The sequence below is a fragment of the Kaistia defluvii genome (assembly GCF_040548815.1).
GTDB lineage: Bacteria > Pseudomonadota > Alphaproteobacteria > Rhizobiales > Kaistiaceae > Kaistia > Kaistia defluvii_A.
Genome location: NZ_JBEPSM010000001.1, coordinates 1,276,183 through 1,295,596 on the forward strand (window position 1 = coordinate 1,276,183; position 19,414 = coordinate 1,295,596).

The following is a 19,414-nucleotide window of genomic DNA, read 5'->3' on the forward strand; positions in this document are numbered from 1 at the left end:
ACGCGTGCCGTGTTAACCCCTCGCGTTTCACATCATGTAGCCGGCGGTCCAGCCGCCATCGACCGCCAGGATCTGGCCATTGATGTATGAGGATTCCGGCGCCGAGAGGAAAAGCACCGCCTCGCCGATCTCCTCCGGGGTGCCGGGCCGGCCGAGCGGGATGTGCTCCATGAAGGCCTGCGTCTTGGCCTGGAACATCCCGTCCGCGCCGTAGAACAGCGCCTTCGTCGCCTCGGTCATGATCGAGCCCGGGGCAATTGCATTCGCCAAAATCCCCTTCGGCCCCAGTTCCAGGGCCATCGACCGGGTCAGGTGCACCATGCCGGCTTTGGCGGCGACGAACGGGCTTTGCAGCCGCATGGCGGTGAGGCCGACCACAGAGGCGATGTTGATGACGCGACCGCCCCGGCCGGCGGCCAGCATCGGCTCCAGCGCCCGCCGGGTCATGAAGAACAGCCCGTCGAGGTCGATGCCGACGATGCGGTGCCATTCCTCGATCGGGAACGCGTCGACATCGACCCGGTGCGCCAGCGTGTTGACGCCAGCATTGTTGACGAGAATGTCGAGCCGGCCATAGGCTGCGATCGTTTCCGAGACGGCCCGGTCAATCGAGTTGGGATCGCGGATGTCGACCGCCACCGCCAGGGCATCCGGCAGGCTCGCCGCGACGTCGCGGCCGCCTTGCTCGTTGATGTCGGCCACGACGATGGAGGCGCCATTGGCGGCTAGGCGGCTGACGATGCCGCGCCCGATGCCGCCCGCGGCGCCGGTGACGACGGCCACCTTGCCCGTTAGATCGCTGCGCATCCGCCTGCCCTCCCCGGCCTTCGTCCGAACCTACCGGACTTCAACTATCTATTATGATACTATAATCTATCGTGGCGAGCGGCAACCGTTTGTCGACCGAGGACCGAGTTGCAGGCAACGATTGGTGCGAGCTGGAAAAACTCGCTAATTTGACGGTCGAACAAAAGCGATTCTGAGGAACGAGCCAGGTGAAAGCAAGCAAGACGGACCCCGTTGCCGACAGCTCGCCGGACGCTTCGGGCGCCGCCGCCTCGCTCGAAAGCTTCCAGCCGCGTGCCCTTTCGCGCGACGACGGTCCGCTCTATCGGCAGCTCGTGACCATATTGCGTGAACCGATCACCAACGGCACGCTGGTGCCCGGTACCTCGCTCCCGCGCGAGGCCGATATCGCCGAACGCTTCGGCGTCAGCCTGATCACCGTCCGCCAGGCCCTGCGCGATCTCGAGAATGACGGGTTGATCAAGAAGCGCGCCGCGAAGCCCGCCATCGTCGCGGTGCCGGAATTGCCGGCGCAGCCCAGCTTCGACTTCCGCAGCTTCGCGCAGATCGCCGAATCGACCAAGGGCCGCGCCCTCGAGATCCATTCCTACCGCAAGGAGCGTTCCGCAGCGGCGAGCGCGGCCTTCGGCCTGAAGCCCGAGGAAAGCTGCCACTGCCTGCGCGCGACATTGCACCAGAAGGACGGCCCGGCCTGCCAGACCACCTTCTATTTCCCGCCGGCGATCGGATCCCGCCTCAAGCGCCCGGACTTTGACGATGTCGTCGTCTTCCGCGCCGTCCAGCGCCATCTGGGCATCCAGCTTTCCAGCGCGCGCATCACCGTGCGTGCCGATATCGCCGACGAGGCCCTGGCCGAGGCGCTCGACTACAAGGTCGGCGGACCGATCCTGGTCATGGAGATGCTGTATTTCTCGGCCGCCGGCGAACCGGTCGAACTGACGATCAACAAGAACCGCGCCGACCTGTTCAGCCTCTCCTACGACGCCCCCAACGACCTCGGCTGACACTGTCGGCACGTCTGGACTCCGTCAAGAGATTATAATAGCATATATTTCATCGCAGGGATGAGGATCAACTGCGAGGCCGCGCGGGACAGGAGCCCGGGCGAAGGGAATGACGCGTCGCCATGACGGATGCCGCCACCGGCAAGAAGCATCCGCACGCATCAGTTGGGAAACGTTCCTTGAGGGAGGAAAGTTCGTGAAGCGCACAGCCGCACTCGCCGCCTTGTCGGCAATCAGCCTGTCCGTGGCTCTGGCCGGGGCCATGACCGCGCCGGCCATGGCCGAAGGCAAGACCTACAAGATCTATCTCTCCAACAATTTCGTCGGCAATGATTGGCGCCAGCAGATGCTGCGCATCGCCGATGCCGTGGTGAAGAAGCCGCCGCTCGCCGGCCGCGTCGACCTCAAGGTCGAGAACGTCGAGACGACAACCCAGGCGCAGATCAACTCGCTCAACAACATCATCCGCACCAAGCCGGACGCCATCCTGATCGATGCCGGCTCGCCGACCGCGCTCAATCCGACCATCCAGAAAGCCTGCGCCGCGGGCATCCTGGTCATCTCCTTCGACCAGGTCGTCACGGCCGATTGCGCCTACAAAGTCGAGTCCGACTGGAACATGCTTCCGGCCGTCCAGGCAGAGTGGATCGCCGAGAAAATCGGCGGCAAGGGCAAGGTTTTCGTCGATCGCGGCCTGGCCGGCGCGCCGATTTCCGAGCAGTTGCAGAGCGGCTTCGAGAAGGTGCTGAAGAACTATCCCGGCATCGAGATCGTCGGCTATTTCAACGGCAATTATGCGCTCGGACCGGAGCAGGAAGGCGTCGCGTCGCTGCTCGCCGCCCATCCTCAGGTCGATGCGATCCTGACCCAGGGCTATGGCTCGGGCGCCATCAAGGCGTTGCAGGACGCCGGCCGCCCGCTCGTTCCCGTCGCTGGCGGCGGCTACAATTCGGCCTCGCTCGTCTGCGCCCAGACAGAAGGCGCGCAGTGCATCCTCGAGACCAATCCGGCCTATCTCTCGGCCGAGGCGATCAAGCTTGCCGTCGACATTCTCGACGGCAAGGAGGTCAAGGATAAGCACATTTTCGTCTACGGCCCGTTCCAGTCGACCGACCCGCAGCCGTCCAAGCTCTATCCGGACGTGAAGATGCAGAAGATCGAGATCGGCAAGACCGCCTTCCCGGATCTCGCCCCTGGCCTGTCGCTGCCGATTTCGCCCGACTGGGTCGAGATCACGCCGCAGGAAGCCGCCGGCTCGTAAGGCTGGAGGGTCTTCAAGCAAGGTGAGGGAGCCCCTCACCCTACCCCTCTCCCGCCCCTCTCCCGCCCGCGGGAGAGGGAGCAGACCGAGCCTCTCCTTGCTTGGCCCTCGCCCGCTTGCGGGAGAGGGTTGGGTGAGGGTCTTGCTTCCTGGAATCTTGCTTCCCGGAAAGTCTACGAACGCCGCAACGTGAGGAAGTCCCTCACCCCGGCCCTCTCCCGCCAGCGGGAGAGGGAGCAGACTGCGCATAGGCGCGACGAGTCCTGAAATTTCTGACTGAAGGTCCGGCCTGCATGACCGAACTTCTGAACGCGACCGCGATCACCAAGCGGTATGGCGGCATTACCGCCCTCAGCCGCGCCGATTTCTCCGCCCGCGCCGGCGAAGTGCATGCGCTGCTCGGCGAGAACGGAGCGGGCAAGAGCACGTTCATCCAGATTCTCGCCGGCGCCGTTCGCCCCGATGGCGGCACGGTGACACTAGCCGGCTCGCAATATCGTCCGCGCAATCCGCAGGAAGCGCAGCGATCCGGCATTTCGCCCGTTTTCCAGGAGCTGTCGCTCGTTCCCGACCTGACGGTGGAGGAGAACATCTGGTTTCGCCGCGAGCCTCTCTCCGCCATCCGAACGGTGCGCGGCCGCGCCATGCGCGAGGCGACGCTGGAACTCTTCGCGCGCCACAAATTCCCGACGATCCGGCCGGATCAGGAACTGCGCCGGCTGACGCTGGCCGAACGGCAGGTGATCGAGATCGCCAAAGCGTTGTCGCGCGACCCGCAGGTGCTGATCCTCGATGAAGCCACCTCGGCGCTCGGGCCGCAGGAGACGGAATGGCTGCTTGGCCTGGCCAAGGGCCTCGCCGAGGCCGGCAGGCTGGTGATCTACATCTCGCACCGGCTCGGCGAGGTGCGCCAGATTGCCGACCGCATCACGGTATTCCGCAACGGCGCGACGGTCGCGGCCTATGACACCCACGCCGTCGACGACGAGACGATCATCACCGACATGCTGGGACGGCGCATGGATCGGCTCTATCCGGAACGCAGAAGCACGGCGACCCCAACCGTCGCGCTTGGCCTGCGCGGCTTCGGCGTCGATCATCGCCTGGCCGATATCGACCTCGACCTGCGCGAAGGCGAAGTGCTGGGCGTCGCCGGCATGCAGGGCCACGGCCAGCGCGAGCTGTTCCAGGCGCTGTTTGGCATAGGCGGCTCGCGTGGCCAGGTCGAGGTCTGGGGCAGGCCCAAGACGATCCGCGGCCCGCGCCAGGCGCTGACAGGCCGCGACGGCCTCGCGCTCGTGCCGGAAGACCGGCGCAATCACGGCCTGCTGCTGTCGAAGAGCGTGCGCGAGAACCTGACACTCTCCGTCATCCAGCGCTTCACCCGTTTCGGCATCACGAACCCCAAGCGCGAGAGCGCGCTGGTCGACGAGATGATCGCGACGCTAAAGATCAAGGCCGGCACGCCGGAACAGCTTGCCGGCACGCTTTCCGGCGGCAACCAGCAGAAGGTGATCTTCGGCAAGATGCTGCTGACCGAAGCGCGCATCCTGCTGCTCTACGACCCGACGCGCGGCATCGATGTCGGCACCAAGGGCGAGATCTTCCAGCTGATGCGCGACCTCGCCGCCAAGGGCTACGCGATCCTGTTCTATTCGAGCGACCTCGCCGAACTGGTTCATGTGGCGGACCGGGTAGCGGTCCTGCGCAACGGCCGGCTCGCCGCCATACTGGAAGGCGAGGATAATTCCGAGCGCCAGATCCTGCGTGCCGCCATGATCGAAACGAGGGCAGCATGAGCGTCGCGGACCCGACCAACCCGGCCAGGAAGACGATTGCCGACGCCGGCCCCACCGGGACGGCCCACCGCCGCTCACGCGCCGCGATCTGGAAATCGGCCCTGCTCGACCGCGCCTCGCTGATCATCCCCTGCGTCATGCTGGTCGCGCTGCTGCTGGTCTACGCATCGTTGCGCGACGGCGTCTTCACGATCGACGAACTGAACCTCGATACGGCGGCGGCGATGACGCTGCTGCTGGCCGCAACCGGCCAGACCATCGTGCTGCTGCGCGGCGGCATCGACCTCTCGATCGGCGGCATGATCAGCCTCGGCACGGTGCTCACAGCGACCCGGTTCGGCACGGACCCCGGGCAGGCAGCGGCGTGGGCCTTCGGCATCGTCGCGATCGGCGGGCTGGTCGGCGCGCTGAACGGCGTGCTGATCACGGTGCTGCGGCTCCAGCCTTTCCTCGTCACCCTCGCCACCTGGTCGATCCTGTCCGGAGCGGCGATGATCATCCTGCCGACCGATGGCGGCGCCCTGCCCTCTGGTTGGACCATGTTCGGCGTCTCGATCTGGCTGGGCCTATCTAGTTCGGTCTGGCTGCTGGCGCTACTGCTGGTCTTCTGGTTCTGGTTCAAGCGCACGCGCCTCGGCATCGCCATCCGCGCCACCGGCTCGAACGAGCGTTCTGCCTTCCTGTCCGGCGTCTCGCCGATCGGCATCAACATCGCCACCTACGGCCTCTCCGGCATCTTCGCAGCGCTGGCGGCACTCTATCTGACGACCCAGACCGGCGCCGGCTCACCCACCATCGGCAAGGACTACATCTTGCCCTCGGTAGCGGCGGCGGTGATCGGCGGCATCAGCCTGTTCGGCGGCCGCGGCGGGCTCGTCGGCACGATGATCGGCGCCTTCATCCTGACCATCATCGGCAATCTGGTATTCGTGCTGGAAGTCTCCAGCTACTGGCAGCCCATCGTCTCCGGCATCATCCTGCTCATCGCCGTGCTGGCGAGTTCGATTGCCGAGAAATCCGCGCGACGGAGCCTCTCATGAACATCCGCCGGCATCGCGCCATCCTGCTCGCCTATCTCGGCATGATCGTCCTGCTGCTTCTGACCAGCGTCGTCGCGCCGGGGTTCCTGTCGGCGACGCATCTGCGCAGCACAGTCGTGCTCGCCGCCTTCATCGGTATCGTCGCGCTCGGTCAGACCTTCGTGATCATCGGCGGCGGCATCGACCTCTCCGTGCCATGGGTACTGAATTCGGCCGCTGTTCTGATGACGCTGCTGGCCGCGAGCCAGGACGCACCGCTGCTCTGGATCGTGCCAATGCTGCTCGCCGCGGGCGCGCTGGTCGGGATGGTCAACGGCCTCGGCGTCGCGATCTTCGGGGTACCGCCGATCATCATGACGCTCGCCGTCAACGTCATCCTGCAGGGCGGCATTCTCGTCTATACCGGCGGCGCGCCAACCTCGACCGCGCCGAAGGCGATCCAGTTCCTGGCCGTCGGCCGGATCGCGGGCTTTCCTGTCGTGCTGATCCTATGGATAGCGCTAGCGGCGATCGCCACCATCCTGCTGTCGAAGACCGCTTTCGGCCGGCATCTCTATGCCGTCGGCACCAGCGCCACGGTGGCGGAATTCTCCGGCGTGCCGACGCTGCGCACCACCGTGCTCGCCTATACGCTGTCCGGCTTCACGGCAGCGCTCGCGGGCATGCTGCTCACCGGCTACACGGCGCAGGCCTATCTCGGCATGGGCGATCCCTATCTCTTCACGTCGATCGCCGCGGTGGCGATCGGCGGCGCCTCGATCCTTGGCGGCAGCGGCCATTATATCGGCACTATTGCAGGCGCCCTGGTGCTGACCATCCTGACGGGGCTGCTGCCGGCGCTGAACCTCTCCAGCGGCGCGCTGCTGATCGTCTATGGCGTCGTCATCCTGGTCACCGTCTCGCTCGCCAGCGAAGCCCTTTCCGGCCTCTCCGCCTTCCTGCCGCGCTTCGGCCGGTCGCGCGGCCCATCCGCCTGAGGAATTGCCATGACCGACATCGAATGCGTCTCCGACGCCAGGGCGCAGCTGGGCGAAGGAACCTATTGGGACCCGGCCACGGAGGCGCTCTGGTGGATCGACATCTACCAGAAGGCGATTCACCGCTTCGATCCGCTGACGCGAAAGACGGAAACCCATATCGCGCCGGAATTGCTCGGCTGCCTCGCCGTGCGGGCAAGCGGCGGGCTGATCCTGACGATGGCGAGCGGCTTCTATTTCTTCGATCCAGCGACTGGCCGCTTCGACAAGATCACCGATCCGGAAGCCGACCTCCCCGACAACCGCTTCAATGACGGCAAGACGGACCGGCAGGGGCGCTTCTGGTCCGGCTCGATGTTCGAGGCGCCCGGCAAGCCGGTGGTAAGGAACGCCTCGCTCTACCGGTTGGACGCGGACCTTTCGATTCACAAAATCGTCGAGGGCATCGGTTGCTCCAACGGGCTCGCCTGGAGCCCGGACAGCCGGACGATGTACTACACCGACAGCCATGGCCCGGTCGTCTGGGCCTGGGACTTTGACCCGGCGACCGGCGAGGTCGAAAACCGGCGGACCTTCTTCGATCTCTCTGAGACGAAGGGGATCGTCGATGGCTCCACGGTCGACGCCGAGGGCTGCTACTGGGCGACGATTCCGTTCCAGGGCAAGGTGCTGCGCTTCGATCCCGCCGGCAAGCTGATGCGCACCATCGAACTGCCGACCGACCTGCCGACCTGCTGCGAATTCGGCGGCCGGGATCTCGATGTCCTCTACGTCACGACGGCGATCTACAATCGCACGCCGGAGCAACTCGCCGGCCAGCGCAATCCCGGCGGCCTGTTCGCGCTAGACGTCGGCGTCAAGGGCCTGCCGCTGGTGCCGTTCCAGGGGTGACCTCCAGAGCCTCATCTCAAGTCAAAAGCGGTCGGACATCGCCCGGCCGTTTTCGTATCCCAACTTTCGTGTTCGGAAGTGATGACAAGGCCAAAGGCGACCGAGATGCAAAGCCGTCCGACCAACGCAGCAAAAGGCTCATGGACATAGCGGTAGACTACGTATTTGATCTATACGAAGGAAGCCAAGAATACTGAGAGGCCTTGAATTGAACATTTCAAAGGCAACATTTTATTTCTCGACGGAGCGCCCGCTTCAGCCGCCAGTGAGCCCCGGAACCATAGTCAGATTCGTGAAAATCGGTACGAGAACGGCATATTTCTTCCGATCCGACCGCGTCATCCCTGAATATGACACGCAGACATTGTTGCTTCTGCCCAAGCAAGACGGTGAACTCTGGCACGCTGACAACAGCGAGCCATTGTTTTGCTATGTGGTGGATGGCCAAGAACTACTAAAAATGGAGGCTCTTTCGGCCGCCGACATCTCCGGAAAAATCTTGGACTGGGGTGGAATCTCTAACGCAGAAACCGCTCAGAAATGGACCACTTGGTAGATTCGGACTGAGTCAATCTTCGCCAGGCAGCGCCCACCCTCGGCAACGGTGCGACCTGTGGCTAAGATGGGGGCTCGAAGCGATCAGGGGCGATACTACAATGCCGCAAACGAGTAGCCGCGAGTTCATGACGCCGCGCGACGGAGACCTTGGTCTGCAACACCTCGCCAATCCCCCGGGGCTTTCGATCTCCGCGCTGCCGAACGGCGCCATCTTCTCGATCACGCACCGTGCCGAAGGCGGTGCACCGGTGATGATCAACCAGGTGCTGGGCTCGCCGATCGATGGCGGCATCGGCCGGATCTGGCTGCGCGTCGGCGGCAAGACGCCGTTCCTCGCGCAACTGGTGGGCCCACGGGCCAAGGTTTCCCTCGCTGCTGACGGCATCCACTTCGTCTGGCGCGGCGAAACGAGCGGCATCGCGCATCAGGTAACGCTGCGGCTGGATCCCCACGCGACGCGCTGGTTCTGGCATGTCGACGTCGAGAACCGGGGCGATATGGAGATCCCCTGCGACATCGTGCTGGCACAGGATCTCGGCCTCGGCGGGCGCGGCTTCCTGATGGGGAGCGAGGCCTATGCCTCGCAATATATCGACCACCGCGCGGCCGAACATCCGACCTTCGGCCCGGTCGTCATGAGCCGGCAGAACCTGTCGCAGGGTGGGCGCTTTCCCTGGCATGCGCTCGGCTGCATCGAGGGCGCCGTCTCCTATGCCACCGACGCGATCCAGATCTTCGGGCCGGATTTCCGCGCGCGCGACGAGATCGAGCTCGGCTTCGGCACGGACCTGCCCGGCACCGTCTGGCAGCACGAGCTCGCCTGCCCGGCCGTTCAATCGAAGCCGGCAACGCTGGCTCCGGCGGCCACGGCAAGCTGGACTTTCTTCAGCCAGTTCGTCTCCAACCACCCCGAGGCTTCCAGCGACGGGGATCTCGGCCACCTCGACGGCATCGTGGAAGCGGCGAAGCGCCCTGCCTTCGAAGCGATCGCCCCCTCGCCGACCGTGCGCAGCCTGTTGCAGGACGCCGCGCCGCTCGCGGTTCTGCCGCTCGACGGAGCTGACCTCGCAAGGCTCTATCCGGCTCGGGAACTGGAAGAGCGCCAGGATGGCAGCCTGCTCTCCTTCTTCGTGGCCGAGGGGGCCCTGAACCGGCATGTCGTTCTGGCGGCCAAGGAGGATATCGTCGCCCGCCGCCATGGCGCGATCGTCCGCAGCGGTCAGGGCATGATGCCGGATGAGGCGACACTCGCCGCGACCTGCTGGATGCATGGCGTTTTCGCCGCGCAGCTCACCATCGGCAACACCTCGTTCCACAAGCTGTTTTCGGTCTCGCGCGATCCCTACAACATCACCCGCGCCAGCGGCCTGCGCATGTTGATCGACACCGGCGAAGGCTGGCGCCTGCTCTCGGTGCCATCCGCCTTCGATATGGGTCTTAGCGATTGCCGCTGGATCTACCGGCTCGCGGACCGCACCGTCACGGTCCACGCCATCGCCTCCGGCGTCGATGCCGCGATGCAATGGCGCGTCGAAGTCGATGGACCGCCTGCGCGCTTCCTCGTGCTTGGCCATATCGTGCTCGGCGAGCGCGACTATGAGCAGAGCGGCCGGATCACCATCGACGAGCCCGCCAAGCGCTTCACCTTCCAGCCCGGCAAGGACTGGCTCTGGGGCAAGAACTTCCCGAATGCCGCCTATCACCTCGTCACCAGCACGCCGGAGGCTGTCGAGGCGATCGGCGGCGATGAGTTGCTCTACGAGGACGGCGCGCCGCGTGGCGGCGCCTATGTCGCGCTGCGCACCCGCGAGACCCGTCAACTGACCTTCGCCGTCGTCGGCTCGATGACGGATCCGGCAGAGGCGCGCCGCCTCGCGGACCTCTACGCCAAGGGTCAGCCGGACGAAGCGCTGCTTGCGCCGGCCGCGGACTACTGGCGCCGCGTGACCCGCGATGTCACGATTCCAGGCGAAGGCGACGCGCTCTCGGCCGAACAGGCGATCCTGCCCTGGCTGGCGCATGACGCCATGATCCACCTGACTGTGCCGCACGGTCTGGAGCAATACACCGGCGCGGCCTGGGGCACGCGCGACGTCTGCCAGGGTCCGCTCGAATTCATGCTGGCGCTGCGCCACGACGAGACGGCGCGCGACATCCTGACGACGCTGTTCGCCGAGCAATACCGGACGCGGGGCGACTGGCCGCAATGGTTCATGCTGCCGCCCTATTCCAACATCCGCGCCGGCGAGGCGCATGGCGATATCGTTGTCTGGCCGCTGAAGGCGCTCTGCGACTATATCGAGGCCACGGGCGATCTCGGCATCCTCGACATAAGCCTGCCCTGGCGGCGCGACGACGATTTGAAGCCGACGGCCGAGACCGGCACGATCCGCGAGCATATCGAGCTGCTGCTTTCGACCGTCAGGGCGCGCTTCATCCCAGGCACGCATCTGATCCGCTATGGCGAGGGCGACTGGAACGACTCGCTGCAGCCGGCCGATCCGCACCTTCGCGATTGGATGGTCTCGACCTGGACCGTCGCCCTGCTCTACGAGCAGATCCAGCGTTTTGCCGCCATCCTGGAACGCACGGGCGATGTGGCGGAGGCGACGGCGCTCACCTCGCTCGCCGGCGTCATGCGCGGCGACGTCAACCGCTACCTGATCCGCGACGGCGTCATTGCCGGGTATGGATTGTTCGATCCCGGCCACGACCAGGTCGAACTGCTGCTGCATCCGAGCGACCAGCGAACCGGGCTTTCCTACTCGCTGATCCCGATGACGCAATCGATCCTGGGCGGCCTGTTCACGCCGGCGCAGACGCGCGCCCATCTTGATCTCATCCGCCAGCACCTGCTCGACCCGGACGGCGCGCGGCTGATGGACAAGCCGGTGGTCTATCGGGGCGGCGTCGAGACGCTGTTCCGGCGCGCCGAATCCGCCGCCTTCTTCGGCCGCGAGATCGGCCTGATGTATGTGCATGCACATCTGCGCTACTGCGAGGCGCTAGCCGTCAGCGGCGACGCGGAAGGCGCTCGCGAGGCGATCGCGTTGGTCAATCCGATCGCCGTCACCGAGCGCCTGTCGCAGGCGTCGCTGCGCCAGCGCAACACCTATTTCAGCTCCAGCGATGCGGCGTTCCCGGACCGCTACAAGGCAAGCGCCGAATGGAGCCGCGTGCGCGACGGCAGCATCGCCGTCGATGGCGGTTGGCGAGTTTATTCAAGCGGACCAGGCCTCTATACCCAGATCTTCGTGCGACGGATCCTGGGATTGCGGCGGGACTTCGGGATTGAGCAGATTAATACTCAAAACTAGTAGCCACCCACACAAGAGCAAAAAACGCGCCGGTGAAGCATCGCGGGGCTAGTGCTTGTAGCTAGAGAACGCATCCAAACCGTAGCTAGCCTCAAGTGAGGAGCGAATATGAGGGTTAGAACTATATTTTAGAATACGATAGCGACCGACCAGCGACTTATACTTTAAATATCCCAGATACATTCCGTTAACCCCAAGCAAAGAAACTTCATCATCGGACAACTGAGACCTCAAAAGGCGAGCATAGTCATTCTTCTCTGCCTCGGGAAGCATTTTATCCGAATCTATCTTCTTAAGAATGTTATGAAAGACGCGACAATACCGACCAACGGTATTTTGACTGTAACCGAAAGATAGTTCATATTCCTTGATTATTTCCAGAATCTGATCATCTATCGAACATATCGCTCCCTTAACCGACACTGACCTAGAAAGAATAGTGGCCATTTGCTGGATGGCTGCCTCGCCGCGGAAGCTGCCGTATTTTATACCGTCTCTAGCTTCCCTCATGAGCGAGAGAAGCTGAAAAAACGATGATTCAAACCTCTGGCGGTGCTGTTCATCCCGCGCGACGGCTCCCTCACTCTTCTGCTGTTCAATTTGATCGCCTTGCATCCACAGCGTAGCCAGAAGTCCTATGAAGCCAAGGCTACCGAACAGAGCGTTGAGAGCACCAAAACTATCACCCCATTGCCCAAGCTTGTCTGGTGCCCACCCGTGGCCGAGAGCGCTCAGCACAACATATTGACCGGCAAACAGACACCAAACGATCACGACTAAAACGCCAACGCCCCAAACAGCCTTCCGCATTGCTTCCCCCGAATCGATGGACGTGTAGTTGAGGGTCCCGCGGCAGAGCAATCAAGACTCAGGAGGCAGACTTCGCGCTACTACTCCAGCCTCAGCGCTGGCCTGAGCCAAGCCAGGACCGCCTCGATGTCGGTCGCCTGCGTCGTGTCGACGTCGAAACGCGGACCGCGATCGACGGGAGCGGCGCGCTTGGCGAGTTCGATCAGCTCGGGGATGAAGGCGGCGCCTGGATGGCCGGCATGGCGTTGATCCAGGCGGTCGCCATAGCGCTTCGCCAGGACCTCGGGCGGCGTGTGGCACCAGATCTCGGCGGTCGCTCCGACACCGGCACGCTCGATATGCGCCTCCAGCACCTCGCGCGGCTGGAAGCCGAACCAGGCATCGATAATGAAGGTGGTGTCGTCGGGCGCGTCGCGGATGATCGACCAGATGGCGTGATAGCTCGCCCGCCCAAGCGCACGATTGAACTCGCGGTCGCCGATGCCAAGCTGGTCGAAGAAGGGTTCCTTGACCGTATCGAGCGTCAGGATGATCCAGCCCATGCGCTGCGAGACCGCGCGGGCAATCGTGCTCTTTCCCGTGGCGGGAATGCCATTGACGAGGACGGCTCGTTTCATGAAATCAGGCGGGCCTTTCGAGCACGGTGAGTTCCGCCGGCACGAGGGCCGAGGGCGGCAGAGGCGTTCGATGCTCGATCAGGGCGCAGACCGCGGCGCCGATGACGCCGGCATCGTCGCCGAGTGCCGCCGACAGGACGGGATACTGATACCAGGGTGCGAGCGCCGGCACCTTCTGCAGCGCCTTGAAAGCGGCCTTGCCCAATCCGCCACCCAGCAGCACGAGATCCGGGTCGAAGGCGGCCGAGGCGCTGTCGATTGCCGCCCGCAGCGGGCCGGCCCATGCGTCCAGAACCTGCCGGGCCACGGCATTGCCCTTGGCGGCCCTGCGAAGGATATCGTCGATCGAGGTGTCCGCCGGCAGGCCGGCTTCCTGGATATGCCGCGCCAGCGCCGTGCCGGAGCTGGTCGTCTCGACACAGCCGCGACGGCCGCAGACGCAGGCCGCGCCCTTGACGTCGACGGTGATGTGGCCGAGCTGACCGGCCGTTCCGCGACCGCGCAGGATCTGCCCTTCCTGAACGATGGCCCCGCCAATGCCGGTGCCGATCGTGAACATCACGACGTTTTCCCGGCCTCGGCCGGCGCCTGCCGCGATCTCGGCCACGAGCGCCATGTTGCAGTCATTGTCGATGATGACGGGCTTGCCGGTCGCAGCCTCGACCCGCTCGGCCAGGGCGGCGCCCGCGAGGTTCAGATAACCGCCGGAAAGCACTGTGCGGCGGCGGGCGTCGACCCGGCCGGGCACGCCGATGCCGATCGCCGTGACATCCGGCCGGTCGAGTTGGCGGACCAGCTCGATGATGCGGCCGATGGCGTTGTTCGCGTCCCGGTCGATCCGCTCGGACACACGCTCCAGGATATCGCCCGCGCCGGAGACGCGGGCGGCCCGGAGATTCGTGCCGCCGATATCGACGCCGATGGCTGTTGACGTGTCAGGCATGTTGCACCCGGTCGCCGAAGGAATGGGATCAGGCCGCCTTGCGAGCCTGGGCCGAATAGCGCGCCAGGACGTCCTGGATCTGGCGCAGGCGCGGAACCGCGATGGTGGTCAGCCGCTCGCGCTGGATCTCGCGGTCGAGATGGATGCAATCCTTCCAGAGCGCGCGACCGGCGATAACGCCCGAGGCGCCGTTCTGCATCGCGATCTCGACCTGACCGATGAAGGTCTCGTGATCGACGCCCGCCGACAGAACCGCCCAAGGCACCTCGCCGGACATCGCCGTGATCTTGGCGCAGGAGTCGGCCGTGCCGGGATAGGGGATCTTCAGCACCTTTGCGCCGAGCTCGAGCGAGATCCGCGTGCCCTCCTCGATCAGCCAGGGCGTCTTGGCCTTGTAGTCTTCCTTGCTCTCGCCCTCGAGCTGGTAGGTCAGGAACTCGACCACCAGCAGCAGGTCCTCGCGCGCGAAATCCTCGATCGACTGGCGCAGGATCTCGATATTGGCGGTGTTCGCCTCCGGCTTGTCGGCGCGGAGATAGACCATGATCTTGCCACCGGTGCCGCCCAGCTCGCGGACGCGGCGGGCGTTGATATCAGGCACCAGCTTCGACAGGCGATAGCCTTCCGGCGAAACGTCCCAGCCCGATGCGTCGAGGCCAATCAGCAACGCCGTATCGCGCGCCAGCGAGCCATTCTCGATCACATGCGGCACGGCGCAAAGCGGGTCGAGCAGGACGCAGGAAGCTTCATTGGCGAGGTAGCGGGTGATGTCCGACTTGGTCTCGCCCAGCATGTCGTTGCTGATCTTGGCCTGCTCTTCCGGGTCGGAAGCGAGGATGGTGCGCATCCCGCCGCGCTGGTCGCAGGCGATCACCATCATGGCGCCATCGCGCCCGCAGATCTGCTGGTAGCCACGGAATTCCGATGTCGACATTCGGGTCATGCTGCACGGTCCGATTTTGGCGCCGGCCTTGCCGGGCGTTGGCGAAGTTTCTCAAGCCACCGAACCGGTGCATTCTACCGCAACTGGCGGCGAATGCCCGATCCATCGTCGATGCCCGTCGCTTTTATGGACCGCCCCTGCCCGAATGGATTATGCACGGAAGGCTAGCGGTTCGAGCACGCGGCGTCTCTGCGGTGGCTCCCTCAAGCTGATGCGTGTATGTGTATCATCTTTCAGAAAGGAATTTCAAGCTGTCCTCTTCGTCATCCCAGGACACCGCTGCGACCCGCACGATGCTGCACACCGTCGCCAAGCTTCACTACGAAGCCGACCTCTCGCAGGTCGAGATCGCGCGCCGGTTGAACGTCTCGGCGGCGACGATCTCGCGGCTGCTGCGACGGGCGCGCGAGGAGGGAATCGTGCGCATCGAGATCCCCGATATCGCGACGCCGGAAGAGCTCAACCAGAAGCTGGTCGAAGCGCTGGGGTTGAAGCAGGCGGCTGTGGTCGACGCCCCGGAGACGGGCGTGATGGCAGCCCTCGCCTCACCGGTCGGTGCGCTGCTGCGCGACGCAGGCCTCAAGCAGGATTCTGTGCTGGCGATCGGCTGGGGCCGCGCCGTGCGCGAAGTGATCCAGGCGGGCCTGCCGAGCCTGCCGGGCGTCCTCACCGTGCCGGCGACCGGCGGCATGCAGCAATCCGCCCCGCATTTCCAGATCAACGAATTCGTCCGCCTCGCCGCCGAGCAGATGTCGGGAACGCCGCATTTCATCCATGCGCCTTATCTGCCGTCGCCGGAATCGCGCGAGGCGTTTTTGAGCGACCCCATCATTCAGGAGAATGTCGCGCTCTGGGGAAGGCTCGACGCGGCACTGGTCGGCATTGGCCTGACGCACGCGGTCGATCCGGCCCTCGGCGCATCCTCGGCAACGCCGAACGAACTGGCGCTGGCGCACGCCGCCGGCGACGTCGTGCGGCACTATTTCGATGTGTCCGGCCATCCCGTGCCCTGGGATGGCGAAGACCGGCTGATCGCCGTGTCGCCGGAACAATTGCGCGCCACGCCTCTGGTGATCGGCGTGGCGGTCTCCGCCAACAAGGTGCCGGCGATCCTGGGCGCCATCCGCGCCGGCCTCATCAATGCCTTGGTCACCGACGTCCGTACCGCGCAGGCGGTGCTGGACAGTCTCTGACTGTCTATCTCGATCGCCAAAAGGAAAAGGGCGGCCGCACGAATGCGACCGCCCTTATCTTTTAATGCGACCTCAGCCGCCGACCATCAGCTTGACGATCTCGTCCGGGTTGGTATCGGCGATCTTGCGTTCGCCGGCCAGCGTGCCGCGCCGGAGCACGACGATGCGATCAGCGACCGCAAAGATGTCCTGCAGATTGTGCGAGATGAAGATGATCGCACGCCCCTGCGCCTTCAGGTTCTGGATGAGCGACACGACCTTGCGCTGTTCCGGCACGCCGAGCGCCGCCGTCGGCTCATCCATGATCAGGACGCGGGCATTCCAGTAGATCGCCCGGCCGATCGCCACCGCCTGGCGCTGGCCGCCCGAGAAGCGGCCCACGGGAGCGTCGAGCCGGTTCACGTGGAAGTCGAGCCGCGCCATGGTCTCCTTCGCCGCCTTGGCCATGGCGGGACGGTCGAGCACGGGCAGGAAGCCGAACAGGCGCCGCATAGGCTCGCGGCCCAGGAAGATGTTGGCGCCGATCGTCAAATTGTCGGCCAGTGCCAGGTCCTGGTAGATCGTCTCGATGCCATGGGCGCGCGCCGCCTCCGGCGTGGCGAAGCGAACCGCCTCGCCGGCGAAGCGGATCTCGCCGCCATCGGCGCCATAGACGCCGGAGATGGTCTTGATCAGGGTCGACTTGCCCGCGCCATTGTCACCGGCAAGCGCCACGACCTCGCCGGGATAGAGCGCCATCGAGACGCCCTTGAGGGCCTCGACGCCGCCGAACCGCTTGGAGACGGAACGCACGTCCAGGATAGGTTCCTGGGTCTGCAGTTGGGATTGCACCGACATCACTAACGATCCCCACCGAGCTTGCGCTGCGTCTGGTCGACGAGCACCGAGATGATGATGACGACGCCGACGGCGACGAACTGCCAGAACGGTTCGACATTGATGAAGACGAGGCCGTACTGGATCACCGCGATCACGAGCGCGCCCGCCACCGTGCCGAGAATGGTGCCGGAGCCGCCGAACAGGCTGGCGCCGCCAATCACCACTGCGGCGATCGAGTCGAGCAGCAGCGGTTCGCCGGCCTGGGCCGCGCCGGCCGTGAAACGCGCCGCATAGAGCACGCCGCCAATGCCCGCGCAGAAGGCGGAGAGCAGGTAGAGCTTGCGGATATGGCGCGGCACGTTGATGCCGGAACGGATCGCCGCCTGCTCGTTGGCGCCGATGGCGTAGGTGTGCTGGCCGAAGCGGGTCTGCGACAGCAGATAGTGCATCAGCAGCACGAACAGGATGGTGATGATCACGACAACCGGGAAGCCCAGCACGCGGCCATTGCCGAGCGAGGCGAACCAGCTGTTGGAGACCGGCACAGTCGTGCCGCCGGCGAGCAGGAAGGCGACGCCGCGCGCCACGCCGAACATGCCGAGCGTTCCGATGAAGGGGGGGACCTTCAGCTTGGAAATCAGCACGCCGTTGACCAGGCCCGGCCCCAGCGCGACCACGAGGCCTGCGGTGATGCCGACGAGCATGGCGGCAAAGGGCGGCAGCGACTGGCCGGCCAGATTAGTGGCGTGCGCCGCGATGACGGCGGCGAGGCCCATGATGAAGCCGATCGAGAGATCGATGCCGCCGGAAATGATGACGAAGGTCGAGCCGAGGGCCAGAAGCAGCGGCGCCACCGCGAAGATCGCGATCGACTGCGCGTTATAGCTCGAGAACAGGAATGTCTGGCCGTAGCTGATGCGGGACCAGGTCTCGAAGAATATCAGAAGAATGGCCAGGAACAACCAGGCGCGCATCGCCGCGATCCGCAGGATCAGCTGGCGGGAACGGGACTTGGCAGGGTCCGCGCGCGATTCCGTAGACGTTTGGGCGGACATGCGCCACTCCGTAACAGGTATCGAAGACAGAGGGAGCGCCGCCGGACCACTGGCCCGGCGGCGCCGGCGGCTCAATCCTTGTAGATGAACTGCGCGATCTCGGGCTTGTCGACGTTGTCCTTGTCCATCACGGTGAAGCCGGTGCCGATGGAAACGGGGATCGACTGACCGGTGAGATGGGCGAAGGCGGAGATCAGGCCGTAATAGCCGATTTCAGCCGGATGCTGGGCGATGGCGATATCGATCAGGCCGGTCTTGATGTTGTCGACGATCGAGGGCGGTGCGTCGAAGGCGACGACCTTGACCTTGCCGGACTGGCCGGCCTGCTGAACGCCATTGGCAGCGCCGATGGCCGAGAACAGGTTGGCGCCGAAGATGCCGGCGAGATCAGGGTTACGGGCGAAGACGGCCTGCAGCTGCGAGGCGGCCTTGTTGGAATCGTTGTCGTTGAACTGGGTCTCAAGAACTTCGATATTCGGGAAGTTCTTCAGCTCGTCCTTGAAGCCTTCTTCACGCTGGTCGGTGGTCGAGACGCCCGGCTTGACGTTCGAGACATAGACCTTGCCCTTTTCGCCGATCGACTTGGCGAGCGCGCGCGCCGCGATGCGGCCGCCCAGCACGTTGTCGGAAGCGATGTAGGACAGCGGGAAATCGGCCTCGCCGGCGCCGGTCTGGTAGTTGCCGGTTCCGATGAAGGTGTCGACGGTGATGACCGGAATGCCGGCGGCATGCGCCTTCTTGAGCGGCTCGACCAGCTGAACCTTGTCGGTCGGGGCGATCAGGATCGCGTCCGGCTTGCGGGCGATGATGGCATCCAGCACCGGAACCTGCAGCACCGGGTTGAATTCGGGGGCGCCCTGGAAGACCAGGTCGACACCCACGGCCTTGGCCGCGGCTTCGGCGCCCTTGCGCATGGTGATGTAGAAGCCGTCCGTGGTGATGCCCGGGATCAGGGCGACGGTGAACTTCTTGTCCTGGGCCTGGGCCGCGATCGAGCTGGTCAGGACGGTAGCCCCGACTGCCAGAGCCGCGAGAGCAGTAACAATCTTCTTCATGGCGTTCCCTCGTTTTGATTTGAATCTGTTGCCGAGCAACGGTGGTTCACCCGACGAAGCCTTTCTGTGAGGCTGTTCGAACGGATGGTCGCGGCGCGCAGCGGCGCCGCCTGGCGCCGTCCGGCCTTGATGGGACATGGCGCCGGTTCCGGCGCCCGAAGTCGAATTCAAGAGGATTGGCGAAATCGGCAAGATAAAGCATCACCAGATTCGGAGATGATAAGACATAGGCACGCCGATCACGCTCGATGCACGAGCGCGCCAAGTCTATCCTGACAAATCCGGCTAGTGGCCCTGCCGAGCCAAGCCCTCCCACTTCTTCTTG

The 19,414-nt window shown here is 64.7% G+C and carries 17 protein-coding genes; 9 read left to right on the plus strand and 8 right to left on the minus strand.

The annotated features are described in order from the left end of the window. Window positions 1-27: 27 nt before the first annotated feature. Entirely contained in the window at window positions 28-807 is a 780-nt protein-coding gene (locus ABIE08_RS06020; RefSeq protein WP_354549447.1) for an SDR family NAD(P)-dependent oxidoreductase, read from the minus strand. A 188-nt stretch (window positions 808-995) separates the two neighbouring features. Here ABIE08_RS06020 and ABIE08_RS06025 point away from each other — a divergent pair, with 188 nt between their 5' ends. The 8 genes from ABIE08_RS06025 (at window position 996) to ABIE08_RS06060 (ending at window position 11,654) form a co-directional block, all read left to right on the plus strand. Next, window positions 996-1,811, plus strand: coding sequence for a GntR family transcriptional regulator (locus ABIE08_RS06025; protein WP_354549449.1), 816 nt, complete (start codon window positions 996-998; stop codon window positions 1,809-1,811). A 196-nt stretch (window positions 1,812-2,007) separates the two neighbouring features. After that, window positions 2,008-3,072 (plus strand): sugar ABC transporter substrate-binding protein, encoded by a 1,065-nt coding sequence (locus ABIE08_RS06030; protein ID WP_354549450.1) that lies wholly within the window; start codon window positions 2,008-2,010, stop codon window positions 3,070-3,072. A 293-nt stretch (window positions 3,073-3,365) separates the two neighbouring features. Beyond that, window positions 3,366-4,871, plus strand: a complete 1,506-nt coding sequence (locus tag ABIE08_RS06035; RefSeq protein WP_354549451.1) for a sugar ABC transporter ATP-binding protein — start codon at window positions 3,366-3,368, stop codon at window positions 4,869-4,871. After that, entirely contained in the window at window positions 4,868-5,911 is a 1,044-nt protein-coding gene (locus ABIE08_RS06040; protein WP_354549453.1) for an ABC transporter permease, read from the plus strand. The genes ABIE08_RS06035 and ABIE08_RS06040 overlap by 4 nt, the downstream gene beginning before the upstream one ends. Next, window positions 5,908-6,888: an ABC transporter permease gene (locus ABIE08_RS06045; RefSeq protein WP_354549454.1), complete on the plus strand. Its 981-nt coding sequence runs from the start codon at window positions 5,908-5,910 to the stop codon at window positions 6,886-6,888. The genes ABIE08_RS06040 and ABIE08_RS06045 overlap by 4 nt, the downstream gene beginning before the upstream one ends. Before the next feature lie 9 nt (window positions 6,889-6,897). Continuing rightward, a complete protein-coding gene (locus ABIE08_RS06050) occupies window positions 6,898-7,779 on the plus strand; it encodes an SMP-30/gluconolactonase/LRE family protein (RefSeq protein ID WP_354549456.1) in 882 nt (293 codons plus the stop codon). Between the two features lie 208 nt (window positions 7,780-7,987). Further along, on the plus strand, window positions 7,988-8,335 hold the full coding sequence (locus tag ABIE08_RS06055; RefSeq protein ID WP_354549457.1) for a hypothetical protein: 348 nt from the start codon (window positions 7,988-7,990) through the stop codon (window positions 8,333-8,335). A 100-nt stretch (window positions 8,336-8,435) separates the two neighbouring features. Continuing rightward, window positions 8,436-11,654 (plus strand): GH36-type glycosyl hydrolase domain-containing protein, encoded by a 3,219-nt coding sequence (locus tag ABIE08_RS06060; protein ID WP_354549459.1) that lies wholly within the window; start codon window positions 8,436-8,438, stop codon window positions 11,652-11,654. A 48-nt stretch (window positions 11,655-11,702) separates the two neighbouring features. Here the strand turns inward: ABIE08_RS06060 and ABIE08_RS06065 are convergent, their stop codons facing one another. The 4 genes from ABIE08_RS06065 to ABIE08_RS06080 all read right to left on the minus strand — a co-directional run bounded on the left by ABIE08_RS06065 (window position 11,703) and on the right by ABIE08_RS06080 (window position 14,967). Then, the gene (locus ABIE08_RS06065; RefSeq protein ID WP_354549461.1) at window positions 11,703-12,464 is read right to left on the minus strand and encodes a putative phage abortive infection protein; all 762 of its coding nucleotides are present in this window, start codon (window positions 12,462-12,464) and stop codon (window positions 11,703-11,705) included. A gap of 80 nt (window positions 12,465-12,544) precedes the next feature. Next, the gene (locus tag ABIE08_RS06070; protein ID WP_354549462.1) at window positions 12,545-13,081 is read right to left on the minus strand and encodes an AAA family ATPase; all 537 of its coding nucleotides are present in this window, start codon (window positions 13,079-13,081) and stop codon (window positions 12,545-12,547) included. A gap of 4 nt (window positions 13,082-13,085) precedes the next feature. Next, complete coding sequence (locus ABIE08_RS06075) at window positions 13,086-14,024, minus strand: ROK family protein (RefSeq protein ID WP_354549463.1); 939 nt, start codon at window positions 14,022-14,024, stop codon at window positions 13,086-13,088. A gap of 28 nt (window positions 14,025-14,052) precedes the next feature. Next, window positions 14,053-14,967: a tagatose-bisphosphate aldolase gene (locus ABIE08_RS06080; protein WP_354549465.1), complete on the minus strand. Its 915-nt coding sequence runs from the start codon at window positions 14,965-14,967 to the stop codon at window positions 14,053-14,055. A gap of 293 nt (window positions 14,968-15,260) precedes the next feature. Between ABIE08_RS06080 and ABIE08_RS06085 the strand changes: the two genes are divergently transcribed. Further along, the gene (locus ABIE08_RS06085) at window positions 15,261-16,160 is read left to right on the plus strand and encodes a sugar-binding transcriptional regulator (protein ID WP_354549467.1); all 900 of its coding nucleotides are present in this window, start codon (window positions 15,261-15,263) and stop codon (window positions 16,158-16,160) included. Between the two features lie 72 nt (window positions 16,161-16,232). Here the strand turns inward: ABIE08_RS06085 and ABIE08_RS06090 are convergent, their stop codons facing one another. The 3 genes from ABIE08_RS06090 to ABIE08_RS06100 form a co-directional block, all read right to left on the minus strand. After that, window positions 16,233-16,997: an ATP-binding cassette domain-containing protein gene (locus ABIE08_RS06090; protein ID WP_354549469.1), complete on the minus strand. Its 765-nt coding sequence runs from the start codon at window positions 16,995-16,997 to the stop codon at window positions 16,233-16,235. A 2-nt stretch (window positions 16,998-16,999) separates the two neighbouring features. Then, on the minus strand, window positions 17,000-18,034 hold the full coding sequence (locus ABIE08_RS06095) for an ABC transporter permease subunit (protein WP_354549471.1): 1,035 nt from the start codon (window positions 18,032-18,034) through the stop codon (window positions 17,000-17,002). Window positions 18,035-18,105: 71 nt separating this feature from the next. Beyond that, a complete protein-coding gene (locus tag ABIE08_RS06100; RefSeq protein ID WP_266332590.1) occupies window positions 18,106-19,089 on the minus strand; it encodes an ABC transporter substrate-binding protein in 984 nt (327 codons plus the stop codon). Window positions 19,090-19,414: the final 325 nt, after the last annotated feature.

Excerpts from the sequence above, each read along its gene's own strand:
- ABIE08_RS06100 (WP_266332590.1), bottom strand. The coding sequence starts at position 19,089 with ATGAAGAAGATTGTTACTGCTCTCGCGGCTCTGGCAGTCGGGGCTACC.
- ABIE08_RS06090 (WP_354549469.1), bottom strand. The coding sequence starts at position 16,997 with ATGTCGGTGCAATCCCAACTGCAGACCCAGGAACCTATCCTGGACGTG.
- ABIE08_RS06060 (WP_354549459.1), top strand. The coding sequence starts at position 8,436 with ATGCCGCAAACGAGTAGCCGCGAGTTCATGACGCCGCGCGACGGAGAC.
- ABIE08_RS06045 (WP_354549454.1), top strand. The coding sequence starts at position 5,908 with ATGAACATCCGCCGGCATCGCGCCATCCTGCTCGCCTATCTCGGCATG.
- ABIE08_RS06040 (WP_354549453.1), top strand. The coding sequence starts at position 4,868 with ATGAGCGTCGCGGACCCGACCAACCCGGCCAGGAAGACGATTGCCGAC.
- ABIE08_RS06065 (WP_354549461.1), bottom strand. The coding sequence starts at position 12,464 with ATGCGGAAGGCTGTTTGGGGCGTTGGCGTTTTAGTCGTGATCGTTTGG.
- ABIE08_RS06075 (WP_354549463.1), bottom strand. The coding sequence starts at position 14,024 with ATGCCTGACACGTCAACAGCCATCGGCGTCGATATCGGCGGCACGAAT.
- ABIE08_RS06085 (WP_354549467.1), top strand. The coding sequence starts at position 15,261 with ATGCTGCACACCGTCGCCAAGCTTCACTACGAAGCCGACCTCTCGCAG.
- ABIE08_RS06095 (WP_354549471.1), bottom strand. The coding sequence starts at position 18,034 with ATGTCCGCCCAAACGTCTACGGAATCGCGCGCGGACCCTGCCAAGTCC.
- ABIE08_RS06050 (WP_354549456.1), top strand. The coding sequence starts at position 6,898 with ATGACCGACATCGAATGCGTCTCCGACGCCAGGGCGCAGCTGGGCGAA.
- ABIE08_RS06020 (WP_354549447.1), bottom strand. The coding sequence starts at position 807 with ATGCGCAGCGATCTAACGGGCAAGGTGGCCGTCGTCACCGGCGCCGCG.
- ABIE08_RS06080 (WP_354549465.1), bottom strand. The coding sequence starts at position 14,967 with ATGACCCGAATGTCGACATCGGAATTCCGTGGCTACCAGCAGATCTGC.
- ABIE08_RS06070 (WP_354549462.1), bottom strand. The coding sequence starts at position 13,081 with ATGAAACGAGCCGTCCTCGTCAATGGCATTCCCGCCACGGGAAAGAGC.
- ABIE08_RS06035 (WP_354549451.1), top strand. The coding sequence starts at position 3,366 with ATGACCGAACTTCTGAACGCGACCGCGATCACCAAGCGGTATGGCGGC.